The following is a 17,525-nucleotide window of genomic DNA, read 5'->3' on the forward strand; positions in this document are numbered from 1 at the left end:
TCGCGCGCACCGCATCGCGCACCTCGCACCGCCGAGCCGCACGGAACGCGGTCCCGCCTGACGGGTCCGTGCCCACGTCATGCCGTCCGCGCCCGGTCAGGAGACACCGGCACCGCGCCACAGCAGCAGGATCACGTCCATCCCGGCGACGCCCACTGCCACGCCGAAGGGCACCCGGGGCCGGGTCCTCCCCAGCAGCGCCGCTCCGATCACGGCTGTCCCGACACCCAGGAGGCAGACCGCGCCCGCCGCACCGACGGGCCCAGGGGCCGCGAGGATCAGCAGCGCCGACGCTGCCACGAGAGGTACCGGCAACAGGAGCCGCACCCGCCCCGGCCCGAGCCGCTGCGGCCAGCCGCGTACCCCGGCCTCGAGATCGTCGCCGATGTCCGGCAGCACATCGGCCAGATGGGCTCCCACGCCGAGGAGTGCGCCCGACGCCACCAGCCACCACGGGGGCCACGGGCCGCCGGGCAGGGACAGGGCGACGAACACCGGAAGACTCGCAAAGCCGATGGCGTACGGCAGCCAGGACCACCGTGTCGCCTTCAGCCCGAGGTTGTACGCCCAGGCCGCCGCCACCCCCGCAAGGTGCGCCGCCCCGGCGAGCGGCCCGGAGGCGAGCGAGAGCGGTACGCAGAGGGCGAGGGCGGTCAGCGCCGCGCACCGAACGAGCCGGGCCGGCACCGTACCCGACGCCACCGGTTTGGCGGAGCGACCCACGGCTGCGTCGCGCGCGGCGTCGACCGCGTCGTTGGACCAGCCGACCGAGAGCTGGCCCGACGCCACCGCGCCCGCCACGAGGGCGCACCCCCCGGCGCTCCTCCCCACGCTCACGGCCAGCCCGGTGACGAGGAGGGTCACCGCGGCGCTGGGCACGGGGTGACATGCCATCAGCAGCGCACGGACCAGCCGGGTTGCGGTGTCCGTGCGACGGACCGCGGCGGCTGATGGAGCGTCATGAGTGCGGAGTTCTTCGGATGCCACCGCAGGATCCTATGGATAGGGAAGCCGCCGCGGTGGTCAGGCTGTTGGCCCGGACGAGTGACCGGCGGCATGGCCCGCGGGCGGGCGGGGGAATCCGTTGAGGTCCATCCACGCCGCCCCATCGGAGAAGCCGGATGAGCCGTATCGCCGCCGTCCACGGGGTGCTGGCACCGCACCGTCACCGGCAGCGGGAGATCACCGACCTGATGGCCCGTACGTGTCTGCCGGACGGCGCGGGCCGGGCCGTGCTCGACCGTTTCCACGCCTCGGCACGGGTCCGCACCCGCCATACGGTGCTGCCCCTCGACGCGTACGGTGCGCTCGACGGATTCGGGGCGGTCAACGACGCGTTCATCACCGCGGCGGTCGAGCTCGGCGCGGAGGCGGTCGAGGGCGCGCTGCACGCGGCGGGGATCTCGCCGCACGACGTGGACCTGCTGGTGTTCACCTCCGTCACCGGCATCGCGGCGCCGTCCGTCGACGCGCGCCTCGTCGGGCGGCTCGGCCTGCGCCCGGACCTCAAGCGCCTCCCCGTCTTCGGACTCGGCTGTGTCGCGGGAGCGGCCGGGCTGGGCCGTCTCCACGACTACCTCCGCGGCTGGCCGGACCACGTCGCGGTGCTGCTGTCCGTCGAGTTGTGCTCGCTGACGTTCCAGCGCGACGATCCCTCTCCCGCCAACCTCATCGCCGGAGGGCTGTTCGGTGACGGCGCGGCCGCGGTCGTCTGCTGCGGCGGCGAGCGGGTGCCGGCGCCCGGGGGCCCGGTCGTCGTGGCCTCGCGCAGCCGCCTCTACCCGGACACCGAGCGGGTGATGGGCTGGAACATCACCGCCAGCGGGTTCCGGGTGGTGCTCGACTCGACCGTCCCCGACGTCGTACGGCGGCATCTCGCCGACGACGTCGACGCCTTCCTGGGCGACCACGACCTGAAGCGCCACGACATCGCCGCATGGGTGTGCCACCCGGGAGGCCCGAAAGTGCTGGAAGCCGTCGCCGAGGCGCTCGACCTGCCGGAGGGCGCGCTCGACGTCACGTGGCGGTCCCTGGAGCGGATCGGCAACCTCTCCTCCGCCTCCGTGCTGCACGTCCTGCGCGACACGCTCGCCGAGCGGTGTCCGCCGCCCGGTACACCGGGGCTGCTGCTCGCCCTCGGTCCCGGCTTCTGCTCCGAACTCGTGCTGCTGCGCTGGTAGATGAGGGAGACGTGGTGATCTGGTACACGGTGCTGGTGCTCGCGGTCGCGGCGGAGCGCTTGGCCGAACTCGTCCTCGCCCGCCGCAATGCGAGGTGGAGCCTGGCGAACGGCGGCTCGGAGTCGGGGCGTTCGCACTACCCGGCCATGGTGCTGCTGCACACGGGCCTGCTGACCGGGTGCCTCGTCGAAGTATGGGTGGGCGCACCGGAATTCATGCCGGCCGTCGGCTGGTCGATGCTCGGGGTCGTCGTCGCCGCGCAGGCATTGCGCTGGTGGTGCATCGCCACCCTGGGACGGCAGTGGAACACCAGGGTGATCGTGGTCCCGGATCTGCCGCTGGTGACCGGCGGGCCCTACGGCTGGCTGCGCCACCCCAACTACGTGGCCGTGGCCGCCGAGGGCACCGCCCTCCCCCTCGTCCACGGCGCCTGGGTCACCGCCGTCGTCTTCACGCTGTGCAACACCTTGTTGCTCAGTACGCGCATCCGCTGCGAGGAGGCCGCGCTCTCTACCGCGCGGGGCGCCCGCGCGTGATCGATGTGCTGGTGGCGGGCGGCGGCCCGGCGGGGCTCGCCGCAGGCATCCACGCCGCTCTCGCCGGCATGGAGGCGGTGGTGATCGAGCCCCGGGCCGTACCCGTCGACAAGGCCTGCGGCGAAGGCATCATGCCGAGCGGCGTGGCGGCGCTGCGCGCCATCGGCGCGCACGTCGGCGGTCACGGCCTCCGCGGCATCCGCTACCTGGACGCCCACCGGTCCGCCGATGCGCGCTTCCACGGCGCCCCGGGCCTCGGTGTCCGCAGGACGGTCCTCCACGCAGCCCTCGCACACCGCGCCCGCGAACTGGGGGTCGGCGTGGTGGAGGGCCGGGTCGACGGAGCGGACCAGGGCGAGGAATGGGTGGCGGCTGCAGGGCTGCGGGCGCGCTGGCTGATCGCTGCGGACGGCCTGCACTCCCCTCTGCGCAGAGCGCTGGGACTCGACCTGCCGGGCCGGGGGGCACCGCGCCGCTACGGCCTGCGGCGCCACTACCGAGTGAGGCCCTGGACGGACCACGTGGAGGTGCACTGGTCGCCTTGGGGCGAGGCGTACGTGACGCCCGTGGGCGAGGACTTGGTGGGGGTCGCAGTACTGAGCCGGGAGCGGTGCGGCTACGACCAGCATCTCGCGCGCTTCCCACGCCTGGCTCCCCTGCTCGGTGCGCGCCCGGCGACGCCGCTGCGCGGCGCGGGGCCGATGCGGCAGCGCGTACGCGGACGGGTCGCGGGACGTGTTCTGCTCGTCGGCGACGCGGCAGGCTATGTCGACGCGCTGACCGGCGAGGGCATCGCCCTCGCGCTCGCCTCGGCGGAGGCCGCCGTGCGCTGCCTGTCCACCGGGCGGCCCAGCTCCTACGAGGCGGCGTGGCGCAGGCTGTCCCGCCGGCACCGCGCGCTGACGTGCGCGCTGCTGGGGCTGAGCGGGCGCGCCGGCACAGCGCGTCTGATCGTGCCCGCTGCCTCGGCGCTGCCTCCGGTGTTCCGGGCCGCGGTCCGGGCACTCCAGTGAGGCCTCGAACCCGGAGCGGCGGACGGCGCGGGGAGGGGCCAACGTGAGCCGCCGCATCTGGACGCGGACCGCCGCATCTGGACGCGGACCGCCGCATCCGACGTGAGCCGCCGGACCCGAAGTGAGCCGCCGGACCCGAAGTGAGCCGCCGGATCCGATGCGGTCAGCGGCGCGGCAGCCGGTGCACCTCGACCTCGCCCAGCACGCCCGCCGTCACCTCGGCGGTCATGTACGTGCAGTGCGGCTGGCGCCTGCGGTCGGTCGGCGAGCCGGGATTGAGCAGGCGCAGCCCGCCCTCGGCCGTGGTGTCCCACGGAATGTGGCTGTGCCCGAAGACGAGCACGTCCAGGTCCGGGAAGCGGGCGGCGCAGCGGCGCTCCCGCCCCCGGGACGGGCCGGTCTCGTGGACGACGCCGAAGCGCAGTCCGTTTAGTTCGGCGTACGCAACCTCGGGCAGCCGGGTCCTCAGCTCGGCGCCGTCGTTGTTGCCGTACACCGCGATCAGACGCTTCGACCGCGCCTGGAGGAGGTCGAGCGTAGCGGCGTCGATCCAGTCGCCTGCGTGGATGACCACATCGGCCCGGTCGACCGCGGCGAGAAGCCGGTCCGGGAGGGCCTGGGCGCGGGAGGGGAGGTGGGTGTCGGAGGTCAGCAGCAGGTGCACGCCCCAACCGTAGAACGGACGCCCCCCGGGTGCTGCCGAAGTACGGGGAAGCGATCACCGGTTGCTCGACGGACGCCGGCCCTCACGGGGGCCGTACGGGGCGGACACCTCCCTACATGTACGGGCCCTACATGTATGGGACGGACAGCTCGTACGTGTACGGGGCGGACAGCTCGTACGTGTACGGGGCGGACACCTCCCACGTGTACGGGACGGACACCTCCTGCGGCTCGCCTGCAGCCGTCGCCTCCCCCGTACAGCGCGGTCGACGCGCGTCCGGATGAAACCCGCCGTCCGACCGCGGTCGCCCTGCGCGGCGGATCCGCGGCGCTCTCCTGCCCGTCGGTGATGATGGCGGGCATGGCGTCCACCGGTCCCGGCCTCGGCCCCCACGTCGATCACGGCCCCCTTCTCGACAGCAACGTGCATCTGTGGGACCAGGCCGCGAACCCCGTCTACTGGCTCTCCGACCGCACGATGCTGCGCCATGTCATCGGCAATTACGACGCCCTGCCCGACCGCTACACCCTTGCCGACTACGCGCGCGACACCGCTGGCCGTGGCGTGACCGGCGTGATCTGGTCGGACGCCGGGGCCGCCGACCCGATCGCCGCGGCGGCCTGGGTGGCGGACCAGCAGGCCGGAGACGGACCGGTCAGAGGGCTCGTCACCCTCGGCGATCCCGCCTCGCCCGGATTCGCCGTTTTTCTGCGCCGCTGCCGGGACGTACCGCTGATCACCAGCGTGCGGGTGCGCCTGGGCGGCGTCCTCGCGGGCACCGGTACACCTGGAAGCCGGGGACCCGCGGGCAACGCCCACCTCGTTCGTACGCATCTGGCGCTGCTCGCGGAGAGCGGTCTGGTCGCCACGGTGGAAGCCACCGGCGAGCAGTTGGGCGATGTGGCCGCGCTCGTGGAGCAGCACCCCGGACTGCGCTTCGTCGTGGACCACTTCGGCTGGCCCACCGATCTGAGCACGTCCGGGCGGCGTGAGCACCTGGCGCGGCTGGCGCGCATCGCACAGCACCCCAACGCCGCCACCCGCATCGACGCCCTGGGGACGGTCTTCGGCAACTGGACGCCGGGCCAGCTCAGTTCGTGGCTTCCGGCCGTGGTCGAGACGTTCGGCCCCGACCGGTGCATGCTCGGCTCGGACCTGCCCATCGAACACCTGCGGTCGGGTTTCGACGCGGTGTACGACGCCTACGAGACGATCTTCGCGGACCTCTCCTCGGCCCACCGCCGGATGCTCTTCCACGACACCGCCCAATCCTGGTACACCCCCGCCTGAGCTGCGGAGAAAACGGTTTCGTTGCGCCCTTGAGCATCCGGCCCCCTTGCGCCGTACCTCTTCTCAGCCGGCCGAATGGACCGGCCGAGAGGAGAGGAGCGACTCGTGTCCGTGCAGCGGAGCCCGGCACAACCCGTCCTGGTGGAGCCGAGGAAGATCGTGGTGGACGGAGTGGTACGGGAAGTCTCCGTTCCCCCGCTCGTACCACCGGCAGTCAGCGGCAGTCTCGCCGACATCCCGTTCGACAACGCGGCCGAGGCCCCGGCCGAGACCGTACTCAGCCGGAAACAGCCGGACGGCACCTGGCGGGACGTCACCGCTGCCGAGTTCGCCGCCGAGGTGCTGGCCACCGCGAAGGGGCTGATCGCGCACGGTCTCCGCCCCGGCGACCGGCTCGCGATCATGGCCCCTACGACCTACGAGTGGACGCTCCTGGACTTCGCCGCCTGGGCCGCCGGGCTCATCACCGTCCCCATCTACCCCACGTCCTCGGCCGAGCAGACCCGCTGGATCATCCGTGACACGGGAGCCGTCGGCTGCGCCGTCGAGGGCGTGGACGAGGCGCTGCTGATCGACGCCGAACTCGACCGGCTGCCGGGCTTCGCCCACCTGTGGCAGTTCGACGCGGGTGCCATCGAGGAACTCACCGAGTCGGGGCGGGACGTCTCCGAGAGCGAGGTGGCGGCACGCCGCGCCGCGCTCTCGCCCGAGTCCGTGGCAACCCTCATCTACACCTCTGGGACGACGGGCACCCCCAAGGGCTGTGTACTGACGCACGGCAACTTCCTGTCCGAGGTGGACAACGCCATCGAGCTTCTGCACCCCTGCTTCAAGTCGGTGACCGACGAGCCCGCGTCCACCCTGGTGTATCTGCCGCTGTCCCACGTATTCGGACGGATGGTCACCATCGCCTGCCTGCGCGCCCGCGTACGGCTCGGGCACACCCCGAGCCTGAAGACCGAGCCGCTGCTGGCGGACCTCGCCGCCTTCGAGCCGACGTTCCTCCTGGTCGTGCCCTACGTGCTGGAGAAGGTCTACAACACGGCGCGGGCTACGGCCGAACGCAGCCGCCGCGCCGCCTCGTTCGACCGCGCCGCGCGCATCGCCGGCCGGTGGGGCGAGGCCCACGAGGCGGAGGAACACGGCACGGGCAGTGGCCCCGGTGTGGGCCTCCGGGCGGCCAGGGCGCTCTACGATCCGCTGGTCTACCGCCGGATCAGGGCCGCACTCGGCGGCAAGGTCAAATACGCCATCTCCGGCGGCTCCCCGCTCGGCCACCACCTCGCCGCCTTCTACGCGGGCGCGGGCATCGAGATCTTCGAAGGCTACGGGCTGACGGAGTCCACGGCCGCGGCCACCGTCACGCCACCGCTGAAGCCCCGGCTCGGTACGGTCGGATGGCCGCTCCCGGGCACGGCCGTCCGTATCGCCGAAGACGGCGAAGTCCTCATCCGCGGCGGTCAGTTGTTCTCCGGATACTGGAACTCCAAGCTGCGCGCTGCCGTGCCGTTCACCGTCGGCCTGCCCCCGTCCTCGCCCTCGCTGCACGGCGACAGGGACGCCACGCTCCTGAACGAGGGCGAACGGTGGTTCCCCACCGGCGACATCGGTGAACTCGACGCCGACGGCTACCTCACCATCACCGGCCGCAAGAAGGAGATCATCATCACCGCGAGCGGCAAGAACGTCGCCCCGGCACCGCTGGAGGACCGGCTGCGGGCGCACTCGCTGGTCGGCCAGTGCATCGTGATCGGCGACAACCGCCCGTACATCGTCGCCCTGCTCACCCTCGATCCGGACGGCCTGAAGCACTGGAAGATCATCCACCGCAAGGAGCAACTGTCGCAGGAGGAGCTGGTGTTCGACACCGCGCTGTGCGCCGAAATGCAGCAGGCAGTGGCAGAGGCCAATGCGTCGGTCTCACGTGCCGAATCGATCCGCCGGTTCAGCATCCTCCCCGTCGACTTCACGGAGGAGAGCGGGCATCTGACCCCGTCGATGAAGATCAAGCGGGAGGCGGTCAACCGCGACTTCGCCAAGGAGATCGAGGCACTGTACGAGCCGTAGAGCTGCGTGGTGCCGGCCGTAGAGGTGCGAGGCCGCGAGGCGCGGAGCGGCTCAGGTGCAGCGGAGGTGCGGAAGTGCCGGAGAGACACGGCGCCATGCACGTTCCCCCGGGGTCGTGCCCGCCGGCCAACGGCCGGCGGGCACGACCGTGTCAGCCCGTCAGGGCCCGCAACGGCTGCTGCGGCTCGTAGTCGTAGTCGTACGCGGGGGGCGCCGGGTACAGCGTGGCCTGCAGCGCGGTCATCAGCCTCTGCACGTCTTCGTACGGCCGGACCACGAGGCGCAGGAACTGGCTACTGCTGCCTAGCTTGTTGCCGCACTCCCGGACGAACACCCCGTGCTCGGCGAGGAGCCGGTCCCTCAGCACCGCGCCGTCGACTCCGTCGGGAAGCTTGACCAGGAGGAAGTTGCCCTGGGAGAGGAAGACCACCAGTCCGGGGAGGCCGGCGAGAGCGAGGGACATGTTGGCCCGGTCGCGTGAGACCAGGGTGAGGCTGTTGCGGTAGGGCGCCGCGTACTCCTTCAGCATGAAGACGACGGTCTCGGCGAAGGAGTTGAGGTTCCACTTGGGAAGGGCCTTGCGGACGGTGCCCGCCAGGGCCGGGTTGGCGACGAGGTAGCCGAACCTGATGCCGTGCAGCCCGAAGTTCTTGCCGAGGCTTTTGAGCACGATCACATTCGGCCGTACGGCCGCCTCCGAGGCGACGGATGCGGACCGCTCGGCGTCGACGAAGTCGATGAACGACTCATCGATCACGACTAGATCCAGGTCCACCAGTTCGTCGAGCAGCCAGAGGATCTGCTGCCGTCTGAGATAGCCGCCGTCGGGGTTGTTGGGGTTGCACACCACGGCCGCACGGGAACCGCGGCGGCGGATGAACTTCACGTACTCCTGGAGGTCGAGAGCGAAGTCCTGGTCCTCGCGCAGCGGGAACATGTCCACCCGCTTGCCGGTCTCCATCGGCTGGTCCGTCCAGCGGCCGAAGGTCGGGATGGGGACGGCGAGGCTCTCCTTGACGAGCAGGTGGTCGAACCAGGTGATCAGTTCTGTGGAACCGTTCCCCATGGCGACTGTCTGCGGATTCAGTCCCAGCACGCTGCAGAGCTCTGCGGTGATGGTGTCGGTGTCGCTCGGGTAGTACGTGAGCGTCGACTCCAGGGAGTCCCTAAGCCGCGCGAACACCTCCGGGGTGGGGAAGTACGGGTTGCACGGGATGCAGAAGTCGAGCCGCTCCTGCGGCTCACCGCGGACGGCCGGGCCCGACCGGCTGGCGCCGGATTCCGGCGCCAGCCGGTTGAGCATGGCCCAGGACGGGCTGTGCGCGCTGCTGCGCAGCAGCCCCATGTCGAAGGGCTGGGACACAGTGCCGGTCCCCTACGGCAGCAGGCCGCCGTCGGCGGCCTGCCCGCGACCGGACCCGTTGCGACCGACCCCGTTGCCACCGGCCCGGTTACCATCGCCGACCTGGTCGCCGCCACCGATCTGGTCGCCGCCACCGATCTGGTCGCCACCGGCCTCGTCACCGGCACCGGCATCGCCGCCGCCCTGGTCCGCGCCGCCGGAGCCGATCTCGGCACCCGTGGCCTCCAGAGCTGTGGTCACCGGCTGGAAGAAGGTCTCGCCGCCCCGGGTGCAGTCGCCGCTGCCACCCGAGGTGAGTCCGACGGCCGCGTCACCGGAGAACAGCGAACCGCCACTGTCACCCGGCTCGGCGCACACATCGGTCTGGATCAGACCGTTGACGATGTCGCCGTTGCCGTAGTTCACCGTGGCGTCGAGACCGGTGACCGTGCCGGAGAAGACGCCCGTCGTGCTGCCGCTGCGCGTCACCTCCATGCCCACACTCGCCTCGGCGGCCTGCGTGATCTCCTGCTGGGTGCCGTCCTGCAGGTCGACCGAGCTGGGCGCCTCGGTGTTGGGGTCGTCGTAGGTCACGAGGGCGAAGTCGCTCACGGGGAACTGCGATTCGGCGACCGTGCCGAGCGGCTCGTTGCCGGCTTGGTCGCTCGCCCACGTCTCCGAGGCGTTGCCGCAGTGACCCGCGGTGAGGAACGCCGGAGCGCCCTGCACGGTGACGTTGAAGCCGAGGGAGCAGCGGGAGCCGCCGCCGAAGATCGCGTCGCCGCCCTCAGCGAACGGCTTGAACTCACCGGCCGACCGCTTGACGGTCACCATGCCGCCCATCTGGCCGGTCGCAGAGGTGAGAGTGTCCCATTTGTCTCCGGTGACCGTTCTGTCGGCGGTCACCACGACCTTGTTCGTCTTCGGGTCGATGGACCAGGCCGTGCCGGGCACGGAGGCCGTGGAACCGAGCGTGCGGGTGGCGCCTCGCAGCTCCGCCGTGCTGTTCTCGACGATCCGCGCCTCGGCGCCCTTGGTCCGGGCCGCCTCCGCGGACTTCTCGTCCAGCACGTTCATCACCAGGCGGTCCCTGCCGCCGTCGTAGTACCAGCCGGCTGCGTCCTGCCCGAGGTCCTGGGCAAGGGTGGAGCCCAGCAGCGCCGCAGCCCGGGGAGCGAGAGCCTTGGGGCTGGGCTCTTCCTCCGTGCTCGCGTTGGCGTTGGGCAGAATGATGGCCGCTGCCACAACGGCGATCGCGCCGGCTCCGGCTATCGCGCCGGTCCGCTTGTTCACACGTCGGTGATTCAACTCACTGACCTCCAGTGGGGGACGAGTCTGCCCCTACTCATACGGATGCCGGCCGCCAGATCCTCAATGGGAACCGAAATCCGCCGTTCGGGCCGCTGAGCCGAGAGGGCACCGGACACGCCCCGGACCGCCCGTGGAGTCGCGCACACGCGCAGCCCGCGCGGCCGTTCGGAGATACGCCGACCGGGCGCTCCGCACAGCATCGCCGGGTACGGACCCAGCAGCTCCACACCCCTGTCACTGCTGCCTTCGGCGTGGGCCCGGCACGCCGATCCGGTGAAGACCCGACGGGCCCGCGCCGGGAGGGATCTGGCGGCCCGTCACCCGTACGACGCGTATGACGCGCCCCTCCCCCACCGAGCACCATACGGTGCCCGCAAGGCCCGCCGAGGAGAGCACGGAGCGCTCACTGTGAGAAGACCGATGGCCGGGATCGCCGCCGGCGTGATGGCACTCGCCCATGTCCTGACGACGGCAACGGCCACCAGCGCCGCGCCAGCTCCTCAGCGGGCCGCGGCACCGGCCGGGTACGACGCCACTCGCTGCGGCAACACCTCCTCGCGCGTCCTGCTGACCTTCGACGACTGGCCCTACGCCGACCCCGACCGCGCGACGCGCACCGGCGCGTATCTCCACGCGCGCAAAATCCGGGCCGCCTTCTTCCTGATCGGCGAGTACGCCGGAGGCCGCCCCGACATCGTCACCACACTGCGGGAGCAGGGCCACTGGGTGGCCAACCACTCCTTCTCACATCCGCGCCTGCCCGCGCTCTCCGACGACGAGGTCCGGATGGAGATCAGCAGTGGGGTGCGGAGCAACATGCTGCGACCCCCGTATGGCGCGTTCGGTGCGCGGGAGGAGTCCGAGGCGGCGGCGCTGGGGTACCGGATCTGCACCTGGACCGTCGACACCCTGGACTGGGAGCAGCCGGACGGCGCCTATCGGAGCGTCGCGAGCATCCGCTCGATCGTGCGGAACGCTCCGGTGGAGGACAAGTACGGGGGCGTCGTACTCGGCCATCTCGACTACAACTTCCCCGACGCCGTGCCCGGCATCATCGACGACCTGGAGAAGGACGGCTATCAGCTCTGCCGGAACAACGGACCGGTGAGCGTGAACGCGCCTCTTCCGCTCGACTGCGGCTAGTCCTGGAACGAGCCGTCGATACGGCGGCGGTGGCCGCTGAGCAGATGCTTGCACTGCGGGCAATGCCTCAAGACCCCTCGCTTCACCACGAAGAGCAACCCCACCGTGCACAGATACACCGACGCCAGCACCCAGTCCTGCCCCATCCGGGTCAGACCGGCCTTCGTACACGTCCTGCAGTCACGGCAACCGTTGGCCATGAGCCCCCCTTGGGTTCAGCGGAAGCCGTCCGTTCGCCCCCGGCCGCCCACTGTTCCCGGAACACACCCCGCGCCGCACTGGCGCCACCACCCGGACCCGGGGTGGCACCAGCAACACCCCTCGCATCGCCGCCCGTGCACGCTGCGACTGGTGCTCGGTCCCCGTTGGCGTCTACTACAACATCGCCGGGCGGGCCGCAACCGACCGCGCTGTTGGCGGACGTCCAAGGTCACACGAGCGGGCGCACAGGTGACGGCATGGCACCACTGGCGATCGGGCGCGACGGCGCGGGCGTATGACAGGACGTCAGTGCACCACCCGATCGGTGGTGTTATGTCGTTTATGTCTTGTTGAGAGCTGGAATATGCATATGCGCCAAGTGGTGCAAGGAGTAGGAGAGAAGACGATGTCCAAAGTCCTGAACATGCGCAGCGCGCGGCTGACCGCGGGGTCGGGCGCCTTCGCCGCGGCGATCGCCCTGGGCGGCTCGCTGCTCGCCGCGACCCCGGCACACGCCTACCCGCCCCCCGCCCCCGCCCCCGCCCGGCCCTACGGCACGGTGGTCACCCCGTCCGGCGTGAACGAGCGGCAGTACCCCAGCACCGACTCGTCGGTGCGCGGCTTTCTCAAGCACCGGTCTCAGGTGGGCCTCAAGTGCAAGGTCCGCGCCCAGAACATCAACGGCAACCAGATCTGGTACCTGCTGCGCGACCGGCCGAACTGGGTCACAGCGAAGTACGTCGACAACACGGGGTTCGTCAAGTACTGCAAGGACGTACAGCGCAGTCCGCTCAACGACACCATGCAGTCCAAGACCGCGATGGGCTGAGCGGCGGCAACCCCCGCCCGGAGATCACACCTCCCGGAGCACGCAACCCCCTTCAGCGGCCCGTAGCCCTGACGGAGCGTCCTGCCGTCAGGGCTACGGGCTTGTCCGGGCACCGGACGGACGGTTTCGCGGACCGGCAAGCCACGGTCATACGGTCGCGTGTCATCCGGTGAGCTGCCAGCTCACGGTGTTGTCGGCGGAGACGAGTGCGGCCAGAACGATCAGGTCGGCGACGCCGAGTCCGATCCCGAGCAGCGCGCGGCCGCGCCGGCGCGTCCCCCGGGCGAGCGCGATGCCGCCCAGGACGAGGGCACTGGGGCCCAGAATCAGGTTGAAGGCCAGCAGGCCGATCAGCCCGAGGACGAAGGAGGCGACGGCCATGCCGTCGGCCTGACGGCCGGGTGCTGCCGTGCGGCGTCCCACGGATGCGGAGAGGTTCATGATTCAGCTCCCTTACTGGTGGTCGGCCGCACCGGTCAGAGGTCGCCTGCCGTGCGCGACGCGCTCGCGGATTCCGAAGGCGAGCAGCCACCCGCCGATGACGGTCGCGAAGATCAGGGTGACCGGGAGCGGGAGGTGGGCTGCGGCGCCGACGAGGACTCCCAGGAGGAGAAGTGCTGCGACTACGAACAGCATGTCCGGCCTTTCTGTGGAAAGCCTCGAAGGATGGTCGGTGAACAATTGGAGTGACAACTGTTCACTGACTCGATAGTACAGTAGACCGGCCCAGAGAACGGTTGTTTACTGAATGCCATGAGTCACATCTGCGGGGTGCGGCAGGCCAGGAAACTGAAGACCCGTCAGGCGCTGCTGGACGCCGGACTGCACCTGCTGGAGGAGCAGAGCCTGAGCAGCCTCGGTTTGCGCGAGGTCACCCGGGAGGTAGGAGTCGCCCCCGCCGCCTTCTACCGCCATTTCCGGGACATCCCCGACCTCGGCGCCGCCCTGGTCCAGGAATCCTTCGGCAGTCTGCACACCGCGATTCGGGCGATACTCGCCGAGCAGAAGGAGGCCGGGGGCCGGATCGACAGCGCGGTCGACGCCATCGTCCGCTACGTCCGGGACCATCGCCCCCATATGCGCTTCATCGCCCGTGAGCGCTACGGCGGCGTACGGGCCGTACGCGAGGCGATCGCCGCCGAACTCGAGCGGTTCGCGGAGGAGGTGGCCGGTTCGCTCTCCCCGTATCCGGTGTACGAGAGCTGGACGGCCGACGACATGCGGATACTGTCGAAGCTGCTCGTCGATCACATGGTGACCACAGCCGCGGCGCTCCTCGATGCCGGGCCGGGCGCACCGGCGGAAGAACGGATCGCGGCGACCGCTCGCCGGCAGCTCCGGCTGGTCAGCGTCGGCTGCCGGCACTGGCAGAGCGGGTGACGCGGCGCGGGCATCGGCTGGACGCTTACCCCTTCCCCGACCCCCCTGAGAGGAAGGGCGGTTGAGGACCTACCCCTGTCCGGTTCCTGCTCCCGGGATGCCGGCCGTCGCGGCAGCACCAGGCCGTTCGGGCCTTCTTCGACGGGCCGGAGATCCCGGATCCGGGACTGGTGCAGGTATCCGGTCGGCTTCCCGACGGGGGCCGGCTGGTCTCGGTATCCGGCCGGCTTCCGACGGGGACCCCACCCTGAAGCGGCCCACCGGCGACTGGACCGAGTGGGAGCGGCAGCGCGGTCGGGCGTTGACGACCGCGGCAAAGGACCCATCATACGCAGCGAGTTGGCATGGCGTCCGTGAACCGCTGGCCGACGAGCGGCAGTTGATCGGCGCCGTCCCACGGAGCAGGGTTTTGAGTGCCGGGCCGCTACGCCGCCTTCCCGTCCGACGGGCTCGCGGGCAGTGCCCGCCAGAAACGGTGCACGATCTCCCGGAACCCCGAGTGCGCCGGATGGCCGGCCGCATGGCGAACGGCCCACTCGTCCACGGCGGTTCGCTCCTCCGCGGGCCCCGAGGCATGACCGCAGGTCGTGCACTCCATCTCGAAGACGGCCGGCGGGGCCTCGGGAGCCGGTTCGCGGACCATCGACCAGCCGCCACGGCCGCCATCGGTGGTGTGCACGCTCACAGCGCCCTCCTCGTCAACGGGCTGCTCGTACCGCGGCTCACCGTACGCCCTCGGTCCGCACAGTGCGCAGGCCGCACATCCTCGGGCGAGGCCTCCCACTCACGCCCGCCCTCCGGGCGGCGCAGGTAGACCCGGCCGCCCTGGGCGTCCATGACGATGCCGACACGGCCATGCCGTGCATCGAAGGCGAGTTCGCCGACGACCGGTGACCCGCTTGCCCTGAGTATCCCGCTGACGGCTGTTCACTCCCCGCGTCCGGAGTCACCAGTGGTTCCTGACTTCTTGTCACTATCCCCGCATCCGACCACCCGCTGCAAGTACGTCTGCAAGAACACTTGCAATTGCACGCGGGGGAGGCTTGAGTTCTCCCTGACCCATCGCACCCCACCCCCCGAGGAACGGTCACAGTGCACAAGTTCGAGAACGGCATACCCGCGACTCAGATCGACGGCGCGGTGTGGAGGAAGAGCACCTACAGCAACCCCAACGGAGAGTGTGTGGAACTGGCCCAGCTTCCGGGAGGCGGGATAGCGCTCCGCAACTCGCGCGATCCGGGCGGGCCGGCACTGATCTACACACGGGATGAAATCGCAGTGTTCCTGCGCGGGGCCAAGGATGGCGAGTTCGACGCCCTGGTCGGCCAATTCTGACCGTTCAGTAGAGGATTGGCGAGGACTGCTGTACGCGGCGGCCCAGGGGTGGAACACTGTGCTCTCACCTATGCACTCAGGGGAGTCAGTATGACCGCCGCTCAGCCGAGCCATGAGCGTCGACCGATACAGCGCTATCTCGAGCACTCGCGGAGCGGGCCGACGGCTCTCCGGATCGTGCTCGGAACGCAGCTGAGGAAGTTGCGCGAGGCGAGCGGTGTGAGCACCAAGGTCGCGGCGGAAACGATCCGCGGTTCCCACGCCAAAATCAGCCGACTGGAGCTCGGCCGCGTGGGCTTCAAGGAGCGGGACGTCGCGGACCTGCTGACCCTCTACGGCATCACCGACCCCGACGAGCGCGCCGACTTTCTCGCGCTGGCGCGACAGGCGACCGCGCCCGGCTGGTGGCACCAGTACTCGGACGTCCTCGCGCCCTGGTTCGAGACGCACCTCGGCCTCGAAGAGTCAGCGTCCGTCATCCGCACGTACCAGAACCAGTACGTCCCGGGGCTTCTCCAGACCGAGGAATACGCGCGAGCCGTCACTCAGTTGGGAAATCCTCGAGCTTCTGAGCAGGAGATCGAGCGACGGGTTCGACTGCGCATCGCCCGTCAGGAAATTCTTCACCAGTCCGACCCGCCCCGGCTCTGGGTCGTCCTCGACGAGGCGGTGCTCAGACGCCCGATCGGCGGCCCCGGGGTGATGCGGGCCCAGCTCCGCCGCCTCATCGAGATGACCCAACTGCCCCACATCACACTGCAGATCGCGCCGTTCAGCCTCGGCGGTGTGGCCGCGGCGGGCGGTCCCGTCACGATCCTGCGCTTCCAGGAGCCCGATCTCCCCGACGTGGTCTACCTGGAGCAGCTCACCAGCGCTCTCTATCTGGACAAGCGCGACGACGTGGACAACTACCTGTCGGTGATGGACCGGCTGAGCGCCGAGGCCGAACGCCCGGTGGCCACCCTGCCGTTCCTGGTGAACATGCTGGACGAGCTCGACGCACGACAGGGCTGAACGGCTCACTCGGCACTGGGCGGGGACGACCGGCCCCCTCCCCCGCTCCCCCGGCTGTTCGCTTCCACCGCGGCATTTCGGTTCCTCCCGGTTCTACCGAAAGGGGGACACCGCGGCCGTGGTCGGCGTAGAACACGTTCATCCGCGGCCACTTGCGGCCGGGGAGACACGAACGCGAACAGTGGGGGGCACTGATGAGCGACAGGGGCGGGGACAGAAGCGGCAGACGGAGAGCCCGAAGGGCGCTGTGGGGAGCGCTGATCCTCCTCTGCGCCGGAGTACTGATGGCGGGCGGTACGGGGTGGTGGGCGGTCGAGCACTACACGGGCAGGGTGAACCGCGTTCCGCACGCCTTCCCCACCGACGTACCGCCGGGGCAGCGGCCGGCCCCGAACAAGGGCGGGCAGAACTTCCTGCTCGTCGGGGTCGACTCCCGCTCCCAGCTGCCGACCACCGGGACGGACGCCAAGGCACCGCCATGGAAACCCGGGGCGCAGCGCAGCGACACCATGATGCTGGTGCATCTGCCGTCGAAGGGATCCACGGCCTATGTGGTGTCCCTGCCGCGGGACACCTGGACGACCGTGCCGGGCCGGGGCGAGGCGAAGCTCAACGCGGCGTTCTCCTGGGGCGGTCCGCCCCTGCTGATCGACAGTGTGCAGCGCCTGACGAAGGTCCGTGTCGACCACCTCGCGGTGATCGACTGGAGCGGGTTCCGAAAGCTCACCGACGCGGTGGGCGGGGTCGATCTGTCCGTCGGCGGAGCCCCGGCGCGGCACATGAACGGCGACCAGGCACTCGCCTACGTCCGCGAGCGCCACGATCTGCCGCGCGGCGACCTCGACCGCACCCACCGCCAGCAGAACTATCTGCGGGCCGTGCTGTCCAAGGTGCTCTCCGGCGACAACGCCTCGCACCCCCTGCGGACCAAACACCTGCTGGACCGGCTGACCGAGAGCGTGAGCGTGGACGACCGCCTCTCCGACGACGGGCTGCGAGACCTGCTCTGGGACGCACGAAGCCTGCGCGCCTCACGCATGACCTTCTTGAACGCCCCGGTGGCGCGCACGGACATGATCCGGGGTCAGTCGGTCGTCCTGCTCGACGGCCGGGAGGCGTCCGCGCTGTGGAAAGCCCTGCGCGAGGGGACGATGGACGACTACGTCACCGAGCACTCGGTCGACCGGCTGAGGCCCGTCGTGCAGTAGCCGGAGCCCGCA

At 70.6% G+C, this 17,525-nt stretch carries 18 protein-coding genes and 1 pseudogene; 11 read left to right on the forward strand and 8 right to left on the reverse strand.

Features of this window, described 5'->3' with window-relative positions; genetic code table 11:
• Positions 1-96 precede the first annotated feature (96 nt).
• Positions 97-987: a UbiA family prenyltransferase gene (locus AB0M26_RS10830; RefSeq protein ID WP_365257908.1), complete on the reverse strand. Its 891-nt coding sequence runs from the start codon at positions 985-987 to the stop codon at positions 97-99.
• 134 nt (positions 988-1,121) lie between these two features.
• On the opposite strand from AB0M26_RS10830, the gene AB0M26_RS10835 reads away from it, so the two are divergent.
• From AB0M26_RS10835 to AB0M26_RS10845, 3 genes are read left to right on the forward strand one after another with little or no spacing between them, the layout of a single operon-like run.
• Complete coding sequence (locus tag AB0M26_RS10835; protein ID WP_365257911.1) at positions 1,122-2,180, forward strand: 3-oxoacyl-[acyl-carrier-protein] synthase III C-terminal domain-containing protein; 1,059 nt, start codon at positions 1,122-1,124, stop codon at positions 2,178-2,180.
• A gap of 14 nt (positions 2,181-2,194) precedes the next feature.
• Complete coding sequence (locus tag AB0M26_RS10840) at positions 2,195-2,716, forward strand: isoprenylcysteine carboxyl methyltransferase family protein (RefSeq protein WP_365257914.1); 522 nt, start codon at positions 2,195-2,197, stop codon at positions 2,714-2,716.
• Positions 2,713-3,729: an NAD(P)/FAD-dependent oxidoreductase gene (locus AB0M26_RS10845; RefSeq protein ID WP_365257917.1), complete on the forward strand. Its 1,017-nt coding sequence runs from the start codon at positions 2,713-2,715 to the stop codon at positions 3,727-3,729. Before AB0M26_RS10840 ends, AB0M26_RS10845 begins: the two co-directional genes overlap by 4 nt.
• A 163-nt stretch (positions 3,730-3,892) precedes the next feature.
• Here the strand turns inward: AB0M26_RS10845 and AB0M26_RS10850 are convergent, their stop codons facing one another.
• A complete protein-coding gene (locus tag AB0M26_RS10850; RefSeq protein WP_365257920.1) occupies positions 3,893-4,393 on the reverse strand; it encodes a metallophosphoesterase in 501 nt (166 codons plus the stop codon).
• A gap of 360 nt (positions 4,394-4,753) precedes the next feature.
• Between AB0M26_RS10850 and AB0M26_RS10855 the strand changes: the two genes are divergently transcribed.
• Positions 4,754-5,683 (forward strand): amidohydrolase family protein, encoded by a 930-nt coding sequence (locus tag AB0M26_RS10855; RefSeq protein ID WP_365257923.1) that lies wholly within the window; start codon positions 4,754-4,756, stop codon positions 5,681-5,683.
• A 105-nt stretch (positions 5,684-5,788) separates the two neighbouring features.
• Entirely contained in the window at positions 5,789-7,750 is a 1,962-nt protein-coding gene (locus tag AB0M26_RS10860) for an AMP-dependent synthetase/ligase (protein WP_365257926.1), read from the forward strand.
• Between the two features lie 217 nt (positions 7,751-7,967).
• Here the strand turns inward: AB0M26_RS10860 and AB0M26_RS10865 are convergent.
• A pseudogene (locus AB0M26_RS10865) lies at positions 7,968-9,095 on the reverse strand (histidinol-phosphate transaminase); the annotation flags it as partial.
• 30 nt (positions 9,096-9,125) lie between these two features.
• Positions 9,126-10,385 carry a S1 family peptidase gene (locus tag AB0M26_RS10870; RefSeq protein ID WP_365257929.1) on the reverse strand — a complete coding sequence of 420 codons (1,260 nt, stop codon included), beginning with the start codon at positions 10,383-10,385 and terminating at the stop codon, positions 9,126-9,128.
• A gap of 426 nt (positions 10,386-10,811) precedes the next feature.
• Between AB0M26_RS10870 and AB0M26_RS10875 the strand changes: the two genes are divergently transcribed.
• Positions 10,812-11,546, forward strand: a complete 735-nt coding sequence (locus tag AB0M26_RS10875; RefSeq protein WP_365257932.1) for a polysaccharide deacetylase family protein — start codon at positions 10,812-10,814, stop codon at positions 11,544-11,546.
• Here the strand turns inward: AB0M26_RS10875 and AB0M26_RS10880 are convergent.
• Complete coding sequence (locus tag AB0M26_RS10880) at positions 11,543-11,746, reverse strand: hypothetical protein (protein WP_365257935.1); 204 nt, start codon at positions 11,744-11,746, stop codon at positions 11,543-11,545. The genes AB0M26_RS10875 and AB0M26_RS10880 overlap by 4 nt on opposite strands.
• A 407-nt stretch (positions 11,747-12,153) precedes the next feature.
• On the opposite strand from AB0M26_RS10880, the gene AB0M26_RS10885 reads away from it, so the two are divergent.
• The gene (locus tag AB0M26_RS10885; RefSeq protein ID WP_365257938.1) at positions 12,154-12,576 is read left to right on the forward strand and encodes an SH3 domain-containing protein; all 423 of its coding nucleotides are present in this window, start codon (positions 12,154-12,156) and stop codon (positions 12,574-12,576) included.
• Between the two features lie 162 nt (positions 12,577-12,738).
• Here AB0M26_RS10885 and AB0M26_RS10890 read toward each other — a convergent pair whose 3' ends face one another.
• Both AB0M26_RS10890 and AB0M26_RS10895 read right to left on the reverse strand, forming a co-directional pair.
• The gene (locus AB0M26_RS10890; protein WP_365257941.1) at positions 12,739-13,017 is read right to left on the reverse strand and encodes a DUF4190 domain-containing protein; all 279 of its coding nucleotides are present in this window, start codon (positions 13,015-13,017) and stop codon (positions 12,739-12,741) included.
• A gap of 12 nt (positions 13,018-13,029) precedes the next feature.
• Positions 13,030-13,212, reverse strand: a complete 183-nt coding sequence (locus AB0M26_RS10895) for a hypothetical protein (protein ID WP_365257944.1) — start codon at positions 13,210-13,212, stop codon at positions 13,030-13,032.
• A gap of 117 nt (positions 13,213-13,329) precedes the next feature.
• On the opposite strand from AB0M26_RS10895, the gene AB0M26_RS10900 reads away from it, so the two are divergent.
• Positions 13,330-13,956: a TetR family transcriptional regulator gene (locus tag AB0M26_RS10900; protein WP_365257947.1), complete on the forward strand. Its 627-nt coding sequence runs from the start codon at positions 13,330-13,332 to the stop codon at positions 13,954-13,956.
• 424 nt (positions 13,957-14,380) lie between these two features.
• Here the strand turns inward: AB0M26_RS10900 and AB0M26_RS10905 are convergent, their stop codons facing one another.
• Positions 14,381-14,641: a hypothetical protein gene (locus tag AB0M26_RS10905; protein WP_365257950.1), complete on the reverse strand. Its 261-nt coding sequence runs from the start codon at positions 14,639-14,641 to the stop codon at positions 14,381-14,383.
• 407 nt (positions 14,642-15,048) lie between these two features.
• Here AB0M26_RS10905 and AB0M26_RS10910 point away from each other — a divergent pair, with 407 nt between their 5' ends.
• From AB0M26_RS10910 to AB0M26_RS10920, 3 genes are all read left to right on the forward strand, one after another.
• On the forward strand, positions 15,049-15,291 hold the full coding sequence (locus AB0M26_RS10910) for a DUF397 domain-containing protein (protein ID WP_365257953.1): 243 nt from the start codon (positions 15,049-15,051) through the stop codon (positions 15,289-15,291).
• 90 nt (positions 15,292-15,381) lie between these two features.
• Complete coding sequence (locus AB0M26_RS10915) at positions 15,382-16,305, forward strand: helix-turn-helix transcriptional regulator (protein WP_365257956.1); 924 nt, start codon at positions 15,382-15,384, stop codon at positions 16,303-16,305.
• 194 nt (positions 16,306-16,499) lie between these two features.
• Positions 16,500-17,513, forward strand: coding sequence for an LCP family protein (locus tag AB0M26_RS10920; protein WP_365257959.1), 1,014 nt, complete (start codon positions 16,500-16,502; stop codon positions 17,511-17,513).
• Positions 17,514-17,525 lie beyond the last annotated feature (12 nt).

The sequence above is a fragment of the Streptomyces sp. NPDC051776 genome (assembly GCF_040681345.1).
GTDB lineage: Bacteria > Actinomycetota > Actinomycetes > Streptomycetales > Streptomycetaceae > Streptomyces.